The sequence below is a fragment of the Vibrio penaeicida genome, assembly GCF_019977755.1.
GTDB classification, from domain to species: domain Bacteria; phylum Pseudomonadota; class Gammaproteobacteria; order Enterobacterales; family Vibrionaceae; genus Vibrio; species Vibrio penaeicida.
In genome coordinates this window covers 1681328-1697731 of the sequence record NZ_AP025145.1, presented here as the reverse complement: position 1 = coordinate 1697731, position 16404 = coordinate 1681328, and the positions used below count along the sequence as shown (strand labels likewise).

Annotated in this window: 12 protein-coding genes; all 12 read left to right on the top strand. The window is 46.8% G+C overall.

What is annotated here, in order from left to right; translation table 11 throughout:
- The first annotated feature begins 366 nt into the window (after positions 1-366).
- The 12 genes from LDO37_RS25960 to LDO37_RS25905 all read left to right on the top strand — a co-directional run bounded on the left by LDO37_RS25960 (position 367) and on the right by LDO37_RS25905 (position 16332).
- Positions 367-1152, top strand: a complete 786-nt coding sequence (locus tag LDO37_RS25960; RefSeq protein ID WP_126609603.1) for a cyclase family protein — start codon at positions 367-369, stop codon at positions 1150-1152.
- A gap of 72 nt (positions 1153-1224) precedes the next feature.
- Complete coding sequence (locus LDO37_RS25955) at positions 1225-2880, top strand: phytoene desaturase family protein (protein WP_126609602.1); 1656 nt, start codon at positions 1225-1227, stop codon at positions 2878-2880.
- Positions 2881-3270: 390 nt separating this feature from the next.
- On the top strand, positions 3271-5448 hold the full coding sequence (locus tag LDO37_RS25950; protein WP_126609601.1) for a thiamine pyrophosphate-dependent enzyme: 2178 nt from the start codon (positions 3271-3273) through the stop codon (positions 5446-5448).
- 9 nt (positions 5449-5457) lie between these two features.
- Positions 5458-6921 (top strand): indolepyruvate oxidoreductase subunit beta family protein, encoded by a 1464-nt coding sequence (locus LDO37_RS25945; protein ID WP_126609600.1) that lies wholly within the window; start codon positions 5458-5460, stop codon positions 6919-6921.
- Between the two features lie 12 nt (positions 6922-6933).
- Entirely contained in the window at positions 6934-7473 is a 540-nt protein-coding gene (locus tag LDO37_RS25940; RefSeq protein ID WP_126609599.1) for an acyl-CoA thioesterase, read from the top strand.
- On the top strand, positions 7470-9794 hold the full coding sequence (locus LDO37_RS25935) for a bifunctional salicylyl-CoA 5-hydroxylase/oxidoreductase (protein WP_126609598.1): 2325 nt from the start codon (positions 7470-7472) through the stop codon (positions 9792-9794). Before LDO37_RS25940 ends, LDO37_RS25935 begins: the two co-directional genes overlap by 4 nt.
- Before the next feature lie 45 nt (positions 9795-9839).
- Positions 9840-10970 (top strand): cupin domain-containing protein, encoded by a 1131-nt coding sequence (locus LDO37_RS25930; RefSeq protein ID WP_126609597.1) that lies wholly within the window; start codon positions 9840-9842, stop codon positions 10968-10970.
- Between the two features lie 61 nt (positions 10971-11031).
- Positions 11032-11946 (top strand): fumarylacetoacetate hydrolase family protein, encoded by a 915-nt coding sequence (locus LDO37_RS25925; RefSeq protein WP_126609596.1) that lies wholly within the window; start codon positions 11032-11034, stop codon positions 11944-11946.
- Between the two features lie 9 nt (positions 11947-11955).
- A complete protein-coding gene (locus LDO37_RS25920) occupies positions 11956-13014 on the top strand; it encodes a carbon-nitrogen hydrolase family protein (protein WP_126609595.1) in 1059 nt (352 codons plus the stop codon).
- On the top strand, positions 13011-13769 hold the full coding sequence (locus tag LDO37_RS25915) for a maleate cis-trans isomerase family protein (protein WP_126609594.1): 759 nt from the start codon (positions 13011-13013) through the stop codon (positions 13767-13769). Before LDO37_RS25920 ends, LDO37_RS25915 begins: the two co-directional genes overlap by 4 nt.
- An 812-nt stretch (positions 13770-14581) precedes the next feature.
- Positions 14582-15370: a hypothetical protein gene (locus LDO37_RS25910; RefSeq protein ID WP_224055618.1), complete on the top strand. Its 789-nt coding sequence runs from the start codon at positions 14582-14584 to the stop codon at positions 15368-15370.
- 647 nt (positions 15371-16017) lie between these two features.
- Positions 16018-16332: a hypothetical protein gene (locus tag LDO37_RS25905; protein ID WP_126607345.1), complete on the top strand. Its 315-nt coding sequence runs from the start codon at positions 16018-16020 to the stop codon at positions 16330-16332.
- The last annotated feature ends 72 nt before the right edge of the window (positions 16333-16404 follow it).

The following is a 16404-nucleotide window of genomic DNA, read 5'->3' as shown; positions in this document are numbered from 1 at the left end:
TGGAAATAGGTTTCTTCTATAAAATCAATTGGTGATTTCTATTAATGCGAGTTCTGTGCAACTTGATGTGATATTGGTGCGAAAGGAGAGAATGAATAGCATAGCGCAAATCTAAATCAATTGACAAGCAACTCAAAAAGGTGTTTTGAAATGCTATATAAATCCGTAATTTAATACCCATCAAGAAGCGAACCTGCGCAGTTATTCATATTACTTGTCGTCATCCTATTATTTTTATCTCCCTTTCTTTTGTATTCAGTTTGAATAGTTTAGTGCATCGATTGGATACAGTTTTCTTGATCCGGATAGAAGCCATTTTCAAATCCTATAACCATAACCCATGGTTGCTATTACAAGGAAAGAGCTATGTCGGACGCAATTCTAAATGCACTATCAGAAAGTTTGGGCAATGGTGGAGTTAAGGTTATCGACCTTACCCAAACATTGAATGAAGAATTCCCAGCCCTTCAGTTACCGGAAGAATTTGGTCAGGTTTGGGGATTTAAAAAAGAAACGATTTCCCAATACGATGAAAATGGCCCAGGCTGGTACTGGAATAACTTTCGTTGTGGGGAACATACAGGCACCCACTTCGATGCCCCTGTTCACTGGATCAGCGGAAAAGACCACCCCAAAAACTCGGTCGATACCATTCCCGTTCATAACTTTGTCGCCCCTGCTGTAGTGGTGGATGCCAGTCAAGAGGTCGCTGACGACCCCGATTGGTTACTTACGGTAGATTTTCTTGAATCGTGGGAAAGCCAGCATGGCACCATTCCAGAGGGTGCGTGGGTTTTGTTTCGAACCGATTGGTCGAAACGAGTGAACGACCCTACTGCTTTCTTAAACATGAAGGAAGACGGCACACACACACCAGGACCGACTCAAGATGCGGTGGAGTGGATGATCAACGAAAGAAATGTGCTGGGCTTTGGCGTCGAAACCATTAATACTGACGCAGGACAATCCTTTATGTGGCCGACGCCACTGCCTTGCCACACCCTAATGCATGGCGCCAATAAATACGGGCTGCAGTGCCTCAAAAATTTGGACCAGCTCCCTGCCACTGGTGCTTTGATTGTCGCTGCACCACTGAAAATAGAAGGTGGGTCGGGCAGCCCGCTCCGTGTTCTTGCCTTGGTCGGCGGTTAAGCAAGGTTTAACGATTCGGCGAACGAGTATAGCTGTTCATTGAAAAAAAGGATTAGGCAAAGAGGCAGTAGCATGAAAAAAAGCAGTATTGATGCAGATGTGATTTTTATTGGCAGCGGCATAAACACCTTAGTGTGTGCCGCGATCCTCGCAATGAACGGCAAATCCGTGTTGATCTTAGAGCGCAACTCGGTGTCTGGAGGGTGTATTCGCACTGAAGAACTCTTTCCTGGTTATCATCACGACATTATGTCGATGTGGTATCCCTTATTTGTTGGAGGGGCTGGATACGGTGAGCTTAAAGAGGCACTCGATAGAAAAGGCGTGGAGTTTGTTCAAAATGACTACTCAACCGGTATTGTTTTTCCTGATGGCACTGGTTTGGCACTTAAAAGTGATATTGAAGACACGGTGAAAAGGTTAGAGGCTTGTTGTCCGGGAGATGGCAGCGCGTTCGGGACAAGCGCAGAAACGCTGTTTGGGAAGGATGCCTCTCTTACCTTTGGTTTACTCAATAACCAACCGTTCAGTTGGAACCTCATTCGTTTGATTGTTAGCGAATGGCGAAAGCGCGGAACGAACGGGTTACTTTCTTTTATGTCGGACTCCCTTGAAAGCTGTCGTCGCTGGTCGCTTAGAACATTTCAGCATGACAAGACCCGAGCGCTGATCGCGCCTTGGGTTCTTCATACGGGTTTAGGACCAGATGAAGCCAGTTCGGCTCTGATTGGAAAGCTCACGTTCGCAGCGGTCGTCGCAGGTGGAATGCCGGTAGTGAAAGGGGGCAGTAATAACCTCGTTCGCGCTTTAACACAGGTTATCGAAGAGTATGGTGGAACCATTATCCATGATGCAAACGTGGACGAAATGGTCACCCAAACGAAGAAGAATGCGTTTTCAGCTAAAGGTGACTCCGAGGTAGCTAAGGGCGTAGTGGCAAACCAGACCCTCTATTCCGCGAAGGAGCATGTGGTGTGCAACGTTGCTCCTGATCAGCTTTACGGACGATTTTTGAAGAACAAAAAACAGGCTCCTTTAGAGGTGAGAAGGCGAGCAAAAGGCTATCAATTCGGTCGCGGAGGCATGCAGGTGCATTTTGCACTTAGTGCGCCGCCCCCATGGACTGAGCCAGAACTGTTGAACGTGCCTCTTGTCCATTTAACCGAAAGCATGGAGCAAGTGTGTTTGTCAGTCACACAAGCCAACAATGGAATCATTCCGGCAAAACCGACACTGGGAATTGGGCAGCCGACAGCCGTCGATCCAAGCCGAGCGCCGGAAGGAGGCTGGATCTTGTGGGTTCAGATGCAAGAACTGCCGTCTAAGTTGAAAGGAGATGAACTCGATCAAATTTCAATACCCGAAGATGGGCAATGGACAGAAGCGGTTCGTGAAGCGGTTGCACAGCGTGTACAAGATCGACTAGAAAACGTGATGCCGGGATTCTCGTCATTGATTGTGGGGCGTAAATCCTACAGCCCTGCGGATTTGGAATCGTTAAACTGCAACTTAGTGGGGGGTGATCCTTATTCCGGTGTGTGCAGCCCTGATCAGTTTTTCTGGTTGCGACCGTTTGCCCCTACTGGCTCGGCAAAATGCCACCAAACATCGGTGAAAAATGTACTGCATATTGGTGCGAGCACCCACCCCGGCCCCGGCTTAGGTGCCACGTCGGGCTATTTGGTCGCACGGCAACTGCTCAAGAAACGCTTTTTTTCTTCGTCTTGATTTTTTCTTTGTCTTGATTTCTTGCTTCGATAAATAGAGATTTTCCCCTCAATCAAATCACGCTTCTATCGTTTCGTTAGGGTGTGATTTTTTCGTTTACAGCGCGATTTTGCCTGCACATCCAAACTTAATTTCTTCTTATACACGAAGAAGTTATCCGGTCTCTGCACCCTCTATCCACTACTCGCGAGAAAGCGATTTTCACCCCTTCTTATCGATTGATGTTGAGCCTCTGGTGCTTTGTACTAATAAGACACAGCAAGCAGAAATACAGCAACGCGCGCAGAAAGTGCTGTCGCCAATATTGCGGTAATGACGCTGCAATCGCACCGCACACAACGCAGAAAACGCTGTTGAAAAATGCAGTCAACAAGGAAGTGAGAGGAAGACATGGCTGAACGATCTTTTGTAAACGAAATGAGCAAACTTCGTTTAGGTGAAGGGGAAGTGTTTAGCGGCGAAGGGATACTCGCCGTGACGAAAGCGCTTTTGGAATCGGGTGTGAATTACGTAGCGGGTTATCAGGGTTCGCCCATATCGCATTTACTGGATGTGTTAGCCGATGCACAAGAAGTGCTGTCGGAATACGATGTGAGATTTGAAAACAGCGCAAGTGAAGCCACCGCTGCGGCAACGTTATCGGCGTCGGTTAATTACCCCCTTCGCGGTGCCATCACGTTTAAGTCGACAGTGGGTACTAACGTTGCCAGTGATGCACTTGCCAACTTGGCTTCGGGTGGTGTCAAAGGTGGGGCGTTGATCATAGTGGGGGAAGACTACGGCGAAGGGTCTTCCATCATGCAGGAACGAAGCCACGCTTTTGCCATGAAATCGCAAATCTGGTTGTTGGATCCGCGTCCCAATATTCCCGCTATTGTGAATGCTGTAAAAACGGGATTCGAGCTTTCCGAAGCCAGTAATACTCCTGTTATGCTGCAAATTGGCATTCGTTCTTGTCACTTACACGGTCAGTTTGAAACGTCCGATAACGTTCGTGCGAAATACACACCTAAAGACGCCATCGAAAACCCCTATCGAGACATCGACAGAATTGTCTTACCTCCAGCGAGCTTTTTGCACGAAGAAGAAAAGATCACGAAGCGTTGGCCCGCGGCTGTGGAGTACATTCAGCAAAACCATCTCAACGAGTTCTTTTTCGGCAAAGAAAAAAACATCGGCATTATTCTCCAAGGCGGTTGCTACAACAATGTGATTCGAGCCCTCGAAAAACTGGGTGTGAGCGATATTTATGGTGAGTCCGACATCCCTTTATACGTGCTGAATGTAACCTATCCGCTGGTGGACGATGAGCTCGAATCCTTCTGCAAAAGTAAGGATGCGGTTCTGGTTATCGAGCAGGGACAACCCAATTTCATTGAACAGAATATTGCCAGCATTTTTAAGCAAAAAGAAATCACCACAGAACTGCACGGTAAAGACGTGTTGCCCTTAGCCGGTGAGTACAACGCCAAAACGCTGATCAAAGGCATATCGCAGTTTTTGGGTCAGTATGATATTTCACACAATACCGATTGCAAATCCATCGGCTCCAATATCTCGGTCGTCGAAATTAGTGAGCCAAGCCCAGTAAAGGAAGTCGAGCCAGAGCCGCTAAACACTCTGATTAACCCTCGTCCCCCTGGCTTTTGTACGGGGTGCCCAGAACGTCCAGTATTTACGGCATTAAAAATGCTGGAAAAAGATATCGGAACTCATCACGTGAGCGCCGACATTGGCTGCCATTTATTTTCCATTTTACCGCCTTTCAATCTTGGTAATACCACGATGGGTTATGGATTGGGCGGTGCCGGCGTTTCCGCTTTTCACACCGAATCGCAAAAGCGCGCGATAGCCGTGATGGGGGATGGTGGCTTTTGGCACAACGGATTAACCAGCGGTATCGCGAATGCCGTGTTTAACAAAAGCGATCATGTAACGCTGGTGGTCGACAACCGATATACGGCGGCAACCGGTGGGCAAGACATTTTGTCGTCGGTCGCCAAAAACGAAAGTCGAAGTACAGGGCACGATATTGAGAAGGCGGCGAAAGGCGTCGGCGTGAAATGGATAAAAACCGTTGAGCGAACTTATGACCTAAAAAACATGATGAAAACCCTCCGCGAAGCGCTCACAACAAAAGAGGGAGGCCCCAAAGTCATCGTTGCCCAAAGTGAGTGCATGCTCAATAAGCAGAGAAGGGTGAAGCGACAAGTTCGAAAAGACATTGCCAATGGCGTCAGAAATGCACGCGAACGCTTTGGGATTGACTCGGATACTTGCACCGGTGATCACTCGTGCATTCGCCTTTCCGGCTGCCCATCGCTTTCCATAAAAACGAACCCAGACCCATTAAGGCAAGACCCGGTCGCCACGGTGTTAAACAGCTGTGTCGGGTGCGGCTTATGTGGCGAGGTTTCCCACGCTGCAGTGCTTTGCCCGTCATTTTATCGCGCACGCATCATAACGCACCCTAAAAAACTGGAAGCGTTGTGGCAGCGCTTTCAAAGCAAAATCATTCACTGGCTTCAAGATATCTATGAGCGCCAAATTAGCCGTGCAGAAGGGTAAGGAGGAGACATGAATCTGAACAAACCCATTAAAATTGCCATTCTTGCCATGGGCGGAGAAGGGGGAGGCGTATTAGCCGACTGGATCGTACATTTAGCCGAAGCGAATGGGTTTTATGCCCAAACGACATCCGTCCCTGGGGTAGCCCAACGAACCGGTTCAACCATTTACTACGTGGAGCTGTTTTCTAGAGACATTGCGGAAAAGCATAACGCTGTCCCTGTACTGGCTTTAATGCCCATTCCCGAAGACGTCGACATCGTACTTACGTCGGAGTTAATGGAAGCAGGGCGTGCGATACAGCGAGGTTTAGTCACGGCGTCACAAACAGTGCTGATTTCTTCAACACATCGTGTGTATTCCTATCAAGAGCGTTCCGATATGGGCGATGGGCGTGTCGACAGCCACTCTTTGATTGCGCACGCAGAAAAGTCCTCTAAACGCCTAATAAAATTCGATATGGCGAAAGTGGCTGCAGAAAACAAAAGCGTGATCAGCTCTGTGTTGTTTGGGGCGTTGAGCGAATCAGGTGTGTTGCCTTTTTCCAGAGAAGCGTTTGAGCACACCATCAAACAAGGCGGCATTGGCGTAAAAGAAAGCCTGAATGCGTTTAATGCGGCTTGTCTTTTAACATCGAATGGATCGACCGAAAGGTCTCAACCCGAGCCAACGTTCCAACGTCTTTCACTTCATCCCTTAAGCCACGACTTTCCGAAAGAGTGCCAAGAGACGATCAGTAATGGCATTGAACGTTTACTGGATTATCAAGATCTGCACTACGCGCAAGAATACGTCGACCTATTGAATGAGATGTCACTGACTGAGCACCCACAGCTTTTAGAGGTTGTGGCGAGACATTTGGCGCTTTGGCTTAGCTATGAAGACGTAATGAGAGTGGCGGATTTAAAAGTGCGTGCATCGCGTTTTCAACGGGTAAGAGAAGAAGTGGAGGCAGCCCAAACTCAGCTGCTGCAAATCGAAGAGTTCATGCACCCCGGATTGGATGAAATATGCGATTCACTGCCCGCTTCCTTAGGGCGTTGGTTAAAGCATTCGAAGGCACTATCTGGCTTGGTCAAAAAGCTGACCCAAGAGGGGCGAGTGGTGAGAACAAGTTCTTTATCAGGTTTTTTATTGCTGTTTTTACTGGCTAATTGGAAGAAATATCGCCGAATCACTCTGCGTTACAAGAACGAACGAGCCGCCATTTTGGACTGGATTGAACGTATCAAGCACACCGCATTAACCAACCCAGCGATAGCCCAAGAAATCGCGCTGTGCCAGCGATTGGTGAAGGGTTACGGAGACACCCACAAGCGCGGGATGAATAACTACCGACAGGTTATGTCTGTTACTCGGCAGTACCCGAAGCAAATAACACCTGACCTTTTGAGAGAGCTCAGGGAAGCGGCACTAGCCGATGAACATGGCGCAAAACTGAGCGCCCTTAAAGCCCAATACTCATTAGATTAATTAGGAGGAACAATGAAACGTTCGTTTTCTTTACCTTATAAAATACGATTTTCGGACTGCGATCCGGCAGGTATCGTGTTCTATCCGCAGTACTTTGTCATGTTCAATGACCTGCTAGAAGCCTGGGTTGATTCCATACTCGAAGGTGGTTTTGCTGGCTACATTGGGCGCGCCAAATTCGGAATGCCTATTGTCCACTTAGAGGCAGATTTTACCGCAGTGAGCCAGATGGGAGACGACGTTTACCTAGAGCTCGAAGTGGTACGCCTCGGAACGAAATCGTTCACCCTTGAATACCGCTGTATCGGGCAGAACGGCGATCCGAGAATGAAGGTTCAACAAACCTTAGTGACGACCTCTTTAGAAACGCACTGCTCGATTCCTATTCCTGAAGAGCTGAATGTGGCTATTCAATACTTTCTAAATGCTTCTGCCCAAGAGCGGTCTTCTGAATCGCCTTCTCCTCAAGCGATTTCTACTCAAGAGCCTACTACGACTAACGAACTCTCTTCCTCCAATGAAGGGACGCAAAAACAAAGGAGCACCCTATGAATATTGTTTGCATTGGCGGGGGACCCGCTGGGCTGTATTTCGGCTTATTAATGAAGCTAGAAAACCCCGAAAATCGGATTGTAGTGATAGAGCGGAACCGTCCCTACGATACCTTTGGCTGGGGCGTCGTGTTTTCCGATGCGACGCTAGAGAACTTACAAAAAGCCGATTTAGTTTCTGCAAAAACCATTGAATCTGAATTCAGCAAGTGGGGCGATATTGATATCCATTTTAAAGGCGAAGCCATTCGCAGTTCTGGGCATGGATTTATTGGTATTGGGCGGAAAAGATTACTCAATATTCTGCAAGCTCGTTGTGAAGAAGTCGGGGTCGAGTTGGTTTTTGAAACCAATGTAGAGAATGAAAAAGACATCGCTCGTGAATACGACGCGGATCTGGTTATCGCTTCCGATGGCATTAACAGTGCGATTCGAACTAAATACGAATCGGAATTTAAGCCAGACATCGACGTAAGAAAGTGCCGCTTTGTATGGCTAGGAACCGAAAAGATCTTCGATGCGTTTACCTTTTTGTTTATGCCCACCAAGTACGGTTGGTTTCAAGTTCATGCTTATCAGTTTGAAGAAGGCCGGTCGACGTTCATTGTCGAAACCACCGACGAAACGTTTCACAAAGCCGGCATTGATAAGATGAGCCAAGAAGAAGGCATCGAATTTTGTGAACAGTTGTTTTCCCCATGGCTGGATGGTCACAAACTGATATCCAATGCTTCCCATTTGCGCGGTTCTGCCATTTGGATTCAATTCCCTCGGGTGATTTGCGAGAACTGGGTGCATTGGATTAAACCGGATGAAAATTCCCAGAAAACCGTACCACTGGTTCTTATGGGCGATGCCGCGCACACCGCGCATTTCTCGATTGGTTCTGGCACCAAGTTAGCCTTAGAAGATGCCATAGAGCTGACTCAATGTTTAAGGCAGTCTCAATCGAACATTAAATCGGGCTTGGAGTACTACAAAAAAATCCGCAACGTAGAAGTCATGAAGATCCAAAACGCGGCGAGGAACTCGACGGAGTGGTTTGAAAACGTAGAACGCTATGAAGACATGGAGCCACAGCAGTTTGCGTATTCTTTGCTGACGCGTTCACAGCGGATCTCTCATGAAAACCTCCGTCTACGTGATCCTGCGTGGATTAATCGCTACGAAAAATGGTTGCAACAGGCTCAAAGTGAGGTGTCTAGCAATGGAAGCGCCGTGCCGTTGCTTTCTCCCTATAAGGTGCGAGGCGTTACATTAGCGAACAGAGTGGTTGTGTCACCAACGCTTTTATACAGCGCCAACAATGGTATGCCATCAGATATGCATACGGTGCATTTGGGGGCTCGTGCTCTAGGTGGTGCAGGGCTTGTTATGACCGAGATGGTGTCGGTGTCGAAAAATGGACGCGTTACAGAGGGCTGTACTGGGATTTGGAATGAAGAACAACAGCGCAAGTGGGCAGACATTACCGCCTACGTTCACGAAAACAGCTCGGCACGCATTGGGATTCAATTAGGGCATGCAGGGCGTCGCGGTTCCACTCAACTCGGCTGGGAAAAACCGGATCACCCGCTAAAAGAAGGTAACTGGATGACGGTGTCTGCTTCTCCTATTCCTTACTTACCCAACGTTAGCCCCGTGCCGAGAGAAATGACAGGCGAAGACATGGTTAACATGATTCAAGACTTTGTGGACGCCACCAAAAGAGCCGATGAAGCTGGGTTTGATTGGTTAGAGCTTCAAGCAAGCCAAGGGTACCTGCTGTCGAGCTTTATTTCGCCCATAACCAATCAGCGTGAGGATCGATACGGAGGGTCATTGGCGAACCGAGTCCGGTTCCCTATTGAAGTGTTTGCTGCCGTTCGCGAAGCATGGCCAGAAGACAAACCGATTTCCGTTCGTATCTCTGCAACCGATTGGGTGGAAAATGGCACCACAGTCGATGAAGCGATAGAAATATCCCGTCTCTTTAAACAAGCCGGTGCCGACATGATCGTCGTCTCGACTGGTGAAGTGACACCGGAACAAAAGCCCGTGTACGGGCGCATGTATCAAACCCCAATGTCGGATCGTATCCGCAATGAAGGCGACGTACCCACCATCGCGGTCGGCAACATTACAGACGCGGACCAAGTAAATAGCATTATCGCAGCGGGGCGGGCCGATTTGTGTGCGTTAGCGCGTCCTTTCATGCTCAACCCAAATTGGTTAATAGAAGAGTGCAACCGTATGGATTGGCCTTTGCCACTGCCTCGCCCCTACATAGCGGCTTTACCTAAAGATCGCGGAGTGCTTGAAACGGAACGATCCAACAAATAAACGTTACTTAACGCGAAAACGTTATCCCTTTAAAGGAGAAACACCATGTCTACCGAAAATTACGATGATTATATTGAAGACGTGATCGGTCGAGCCAATGTGGCCGATACCCCTGAATTGGTTTCTTACTACAAAGATCTTAAAACGCTTAATACGGGCGCACTTTGGACGGTGGCGAACAAAATAGAACCTTGGGAGCCAAAATCGGAGTCTGAACCTGTGTTGTGGCGTTACGAAGATCTTCGCAGTAAAGTGCTTAAGTCGGCAGAATTGGTGACACCTGAGCAAGCAGGGAGGCGCGTTGTTTACCTGAATAACCCTGGTCGTCAAGACGTTGCTGCCGCGGTGGGGTGGTTGTATTCAGGGTTACAAGTGATGTTCCCCGGCGAGGCAGCCAGTGCGCATGCGCATTCTTCTTCTGCTCTCAGGTTTATTATGGAAGGCAGTGGCGCTTACACCATTGTAGACGGGCAAAAAATGCCTCTCGGCGCTAACGACTTTGTACTCACCCCCAACGGAACATGGCACGAACACGGGGTTGAAGAAGGTGGTACGCCGTGTATTTGGCAAGATGGGCTCGACATTCCTTTGGTTAACGCGTTCGAAGCGGGTTTTTACGAGGTTCACCCAGACTTAAATCAGGCAATTACTCAGCCCGTCGATAATTCCATCGGGCTTTGGGCTGGGCGAGCGTTACGTCCTCAAAATGTGTATTGGGATAAGCCCTATTCCCCATTATTTAAATACCAATGGGAACCCACCTACGACGCGCTAACGAAGATGGCGGCAGTGTCCGATGGTAACCCCTACGACGATATCTTGATGCATTACACCAACCCCGTTACAGGGGGGCATGTGATGAAAACCATGGGCGCGAGCATGCAAATGTTACGACCCGGTTTTAAGGGCAAAGCGCACCGCCACACAGGCAGCTTTATCTACCATGTTGCAAAAGGAAAAGGTCATTCCATCATTAACGGCAAACGTTTTGATTGGAAGGAGAGAGACATTTTCTGCGTGCCTTCTTGGGCATTTCATGAACACGTGAACGCCTCTGATACGGAAGATGCGTGCCTGTTTTGCTTCAGCGATTTGCCCACCATTGAAGCTCTGGGTTTGTATCGAGAGGAAGCACTAGCAGAAAACGATGGGCATCAAGCGATGCCAAACCGCTAGTTTAAACAGCCCTAACAAAAAGAATATTCACACTAGTATTCACTCGAAAAAGGAATTTATTATGCGTCTTGTTACTTTTCGCCCACACATTCAATCGGAATCGCGTTTGGGGGCATTGGTCGATAACCAAGTGATTGATCTTGCCATTCTCGCGAGCCATAACAATATTGATCTACCCAGTTGCATGCAGTCTTTTATCGAGCTGGGACCGAATGCCGTTCGCGTTGCAACGGAATTGCTCGAAAACCACGATAAAAACTGGCCAGCAGATTGCTGTACTCCACTTGCTAATGCGTTATTACTGGCCCCGATCCCCCGTCCTAAGAAGAACATTTTTGGAATCGGTTTGAACTACGTTGAGCATGTTGCTGAATCGAGCCGCACTTTGGATACCGATAAAGCATTGCCGAAAGAGCCTGTGATTTTCTCTAAACCGCCCACGACGGTGATAGGACCGAATGATGTGATTGAGCACAATGCCGAGATCACCCAACAATTGGATTGGGAAGTCGAACTGGCGGTTGTTATGGGCACCAAAGCCAAAGGGGTGTCGAAAGAGTCTGCGCTGGATTACGTGTTTGGTTACAGCTTGCTTATCGATATGAGTGCTCGGGATTGCCGCCGTGCGGGTCAATGGATTTATTCAAAAGGGCAAGACACGTTCGCACCCTTTGGTCCGTGCATTGTGACGGCAGATGAAATCCCTGATCCGCAGGATTTGAATTTGAGTTTAAAGGTGAATGGTGAGACGAAACAAGATTCGAATACTCGTCATATGCTTTTTAAAGTGAACGAACTCATCAACGACATCAGCAAAGGGATCACGCTCGAACCCGGCGATATTATCGCGACGGGAACGCCTGAAGGCGTAGGGGCAGGGCGCGAACCTCAAGAGTGGGTTTGGCCTGGTGATGTGATTGAGGCCGAGCTTGAGTACGTGGGCAGCCTCAGACATTCCGTTGTCGCGGCAAAGTAAGGGGGCGTTATGCCAGCATTAGAACTGAATGTATTTAAAGCTGCTGCCATTCAAGCTGCGCCTGTTTTCCTCGATACAGACGCGACCGTTGATAAAGCATGCGATCTTATTGAAGAGGCGGCGCTAGAGGGCGCGACATTGATTGCGTTTCCTGAAGTCTTCATTCCTGGTTACCCCTATTGGAACTGGATCATGACACCACCAGAAGGCAGCCCATGGTTTGAAAAGCTGTGTAAGTGTGCAATTGAGATCCCTGGTCCGGAAATCGAGAAAATTGCTCAGCAAGCCGCTCGTTTTAAGGCGAATGTAGTGATTGGTGTGAACGAGCGAAGTTCGGTGGGCGTTGGGACGCTTTATAACACGATTGTGATCATCAGCGATGAGGGCGAGATAATAGGGAAGCACCGAAAGCTCGTGCCAACGTGGGCGGAAAAGCTCACTTGGGCACCGGGAGACGGTTCACAACTGAAAGTACATGAAACGTCGGTTGGTCCGCTTGGGGCGTTAGCTTGTGGTGAGAATACCAATACTCTGGCTCGCTTCTCTTTGCTTGCTCAAGGGGAGCTGATGCATGTCGCAAACTACATTTCATTGCCCGTCGCACCGCCAGATTACAATATGGCAGAAGCCATAAAGCTCCGATCTTCTGCGCACTCGTTTGAAGGTAAGGTGTTTACGGCGGTGTCTTGCTCGACCGTTTCGCAGGAAATCATCGACACATTTAAAGAGTCGCATCCAGAATCTGAAGCGCTCTTGAAGCGAAAAAGCAGTGCGTTCACTGGGTTTATTGGCCCCGACGGGCGTGTAATAGGTGAACCTCTCATTGATGAAGAAGGTATTGTTTATGCGGAGATTGATCTAAACAAATGTATTCAACCAAGGCAGATGCATGACATAACGGGGCACTACAACCGATTCGATGTGTTCCAACTTCATGTGAATCGCAATCCGATTCAGCCTGCCCATTTTCACGATGGTGATGCACTAGTCTCGGAAAATATCACCTCGGATAATTTCGCAGAGACAAACATAGATAAAACCTATGAAGCTAAGGAGCGCGACTTATGACGACAAAACAACGTTTTCGTATTGGTCAAATTGTTCCGTCTTCCAACATTACAATGGAAACGGAAGTACCCGCGATTTTCCGAGCGCGAGAAAGTGTTCACCCTGAACGATTTACGTTTCATTCTTCGCGAATGCGAATGAAGAACGTCACTAAATCTGAACTGGAAAAAATGGACAGCGACAGCTTGCGGTGCGCGTTGGAATTATCCGATGCGCATGTGGATGTGATGGGGTATGCCTGTTTGGTCGCGATAATGAGTATGGGGCGAGGGTACCACCGCGAATCGGAAAAACGCTTGTGTGATGTGGCGACACAAAATGGGGCTAGCTGCCCTGTAGTAACGAGCGCTGGCGCATTGGTTGAAGGGCTTCATGCGTTAGGCGCTAAAAGAATATCGCTGTTGGCACCATACATGAAGCCGCTCACCGCGCTTGTGATTGATTACATTGAAAATGAGGGGATTGAAGTAGTTGATAGCCTTTCATTGGAGATATCAAATAACTTAGAGGTAGGCACACAAAATCCGAGAGCCCCTATTGAGATAACCAAGAAGCTGCAAACTTCAGGGGTGGACGTGCTGGTGGCATCTGCATGTGTACAGATGCCTTCCTTGCCTTCGATACAGCCTATCGAAGATCGTATTGGTATCCCTGTTATTTCGTCATCCGTTGCTACGGCATACAAAATGATGAAAGAGCTAGGCATTGACACCCACGTTCCTGATTTTGGGTCACTGCTTTCAGGAAAATACTAATAATTTCAGACTATAAGAAGCTTAGAGTCCCGAATGGAAACTGGCGCGAACAATAAAAGCAGATACCCTTAACCGAGCACTACATTTCTGTCTGTCTCCCCCAAGGCAGGCAGCTTTTTATGCCTTAGCCAGTGTATATTTCACGATTGTGATACACGCTCATTTCTTACTGTACATACAACCAATCTGATACTTTTTTGTACAATCGCGTTTTAGCTCGACATTTTCCAGACTTCACAACCCTATGAAATCAATTTCGTGGCATAATCGCATGAATTTAAAATAGTTTAAGAAAATAGCGTAAGCATGTTAGGTGGATACAAGCTACAGAGATAGACGGATTGTATCGGTCTAATAAGTTGTTATAGCGCTTTGATAATTCTAGGTTTGTAAGGAATTCGAAAGTTGCTGGCTTCAGTGTTTTTGAGTTCGATTCCTTAACCTGAATCAAAGTGGGAAATTCTCAGCAAACCAAGTCGTTACAAGCTTTCAAAATTAATTAGGTTCAGTGAATTTTGAAGCTTTGCTCTTGGTTCGTATTTCTAAATTTTCGACTGGATCGGTGTTTTAGGTTTTGTGGTCTGGTTGCAGAGGATTTTGTTGGCTAAGATGCCGTTCATTGAATGCAAGCTAAGTGCTTCATTACCAAGTGAAGTCTGTTTGCTTGTATCGCTACAACAAACAGTTCAAGCAGACCAAAAACGCGTGGCACTTTTAGTTTGCGGTTAGTTTGGTGATTAAGGTAGTTTGCAGAAACAACATTTGTACGTTTTTGGCTACTTAACTGGGCGTTATACAAATAGGAGAAAAAATTGGCTAGTAACAAATATATCGCCTTAGAAAACAAGGTTAGAAATAAGCGATTCTCCCTGGAGGAATTTTTAGAAACAAGACTTATCGCTCAAAATACGTTAGAAGATATTGATAGAGATTCGTTACTTAAGCTGCTTCTCGAAATGAGTGAAGAAGGGGCTCGACTTAATCAGCCAAAGATAACAGGAATTCTGACTGATTTCGGCTTTGAACCCTCACTTACAGAAGATGAAAACTATAAATTTAGATTAATATATGAAAACAGAGTTAATGGTTTAAGTTCAAAGAGGCTTCGAGCTGTCATTGAGAGCGATAATACTGATGGGCTGATGAAACTCGAGCAAAAAATTGAGGACTTGGGGCGACGACTAGATAACGATACACCTACTAACAATGGTGTAGACAAAGAAGATTTGCGTAAAGCTATAGATGAAATCGCGCAACAGAGTCGTAAATTGGCGGCACCTATCAAAATGCCAGCACCAAAAGATATGGAGGTTCAGCTGGTTTCTGCTGACTCATTAAATCGTTTGTCAGAATATAATAATGATATCAATATATTGCTGACACTTTGCTCTGTTTTTCTCGGTGCTTTTCTTGGAGTCCTTGGTAACCTGTTTTTTGCCACAGAAGTAAATAATGGGGCAATTGGTGTGACAATAATATTAGCTGTAGTTGCATTCGTATTTGGAGGGCTCTTTCATCGCCTTAACAACAGAAAAGAGAATCTAAATAAGGAAATGCTAGGTACAGAGCAAGCCGTCGATATTAATACATACGATCAATAGTAGAATTTGTATAACAAACAATTTAAGAGTGATTCAGCACGCTTGGCATTTTTGGTTTGGGTTTAGCGTAGTGTTTACGGTGGTCAAATTAAGTTCAGTGGTAGCGTGCTTCACACCTTAATTGGGCGTTATAGCGCTTTGATAATTTAAAGATTGTAAGGTTCTCGAAAGTAGCTGACTTCAGTGTTTTTGAGTTCGATTTCTTAGCCTGAATCAAGGTGGTAAATCCTCGCAAACCAAGTCGCTGTATGCTTTCAAAAGCAATTTGGTTCGTTGGGTTTTGAAGTTTTGCTCTTGGCGCGTTTTCCTAAATTCTCGACTGATTCGGTGTTTTGGGTTTTGTGGTCTGGTTGCAGAAGGTTTTGTTGGCTAAGATTCAGTTCATTGAATGCAAGTTAAGTGCGTCATTGCCAAGTAAGTTTGTTGTTCGTTGCGCTACAACAAACAGTTCAAGCAGACCAAAAACGCGTGGCATTTTTAGCTTGCGTTGAGTTTTGTGTTTAAGGTAGTTTGCAGAAACCGCATTTGTACGTTTTTGGCTACTTAACTGGACGTTATACCCTATCCGATAAATTTGAGAAATTGCACATTATCAATGCAAATAGTGTGGTTATATTGGGTTTCAAGTTGCATATAAGGAGTAAACTATGCAGAAAGCTCAATTTATTGATTCAATTCATGCCAAGACTAAAATTAACCTTACATTTTTCTCTAAAGAGGATGGTCGTCAGTTAACTCGACTTTGTGCTCCTATGGACTTCGGACCAAGTAGAAGAGCACACAATAAAGACGATCGTTTCCACCTCTGGGATTACGAAAGTGATCAGAAAAATCACGTTTTATCTTTGTTACCAGGTCAAGTCGTAACGATGGAATTTCTAAACGACGAGTTCTGTCCAAGTGAGTTTGTTACATGGCAAACTAACTGGCTTGTTCCTCGTGATTGGGGTGTGTACAGTTAACACAGTACGGGTATAACAATCTGTTTAAGAGTGATTCGCAACGCTTGGCATTTTTGCTATGCGTTGCGATTT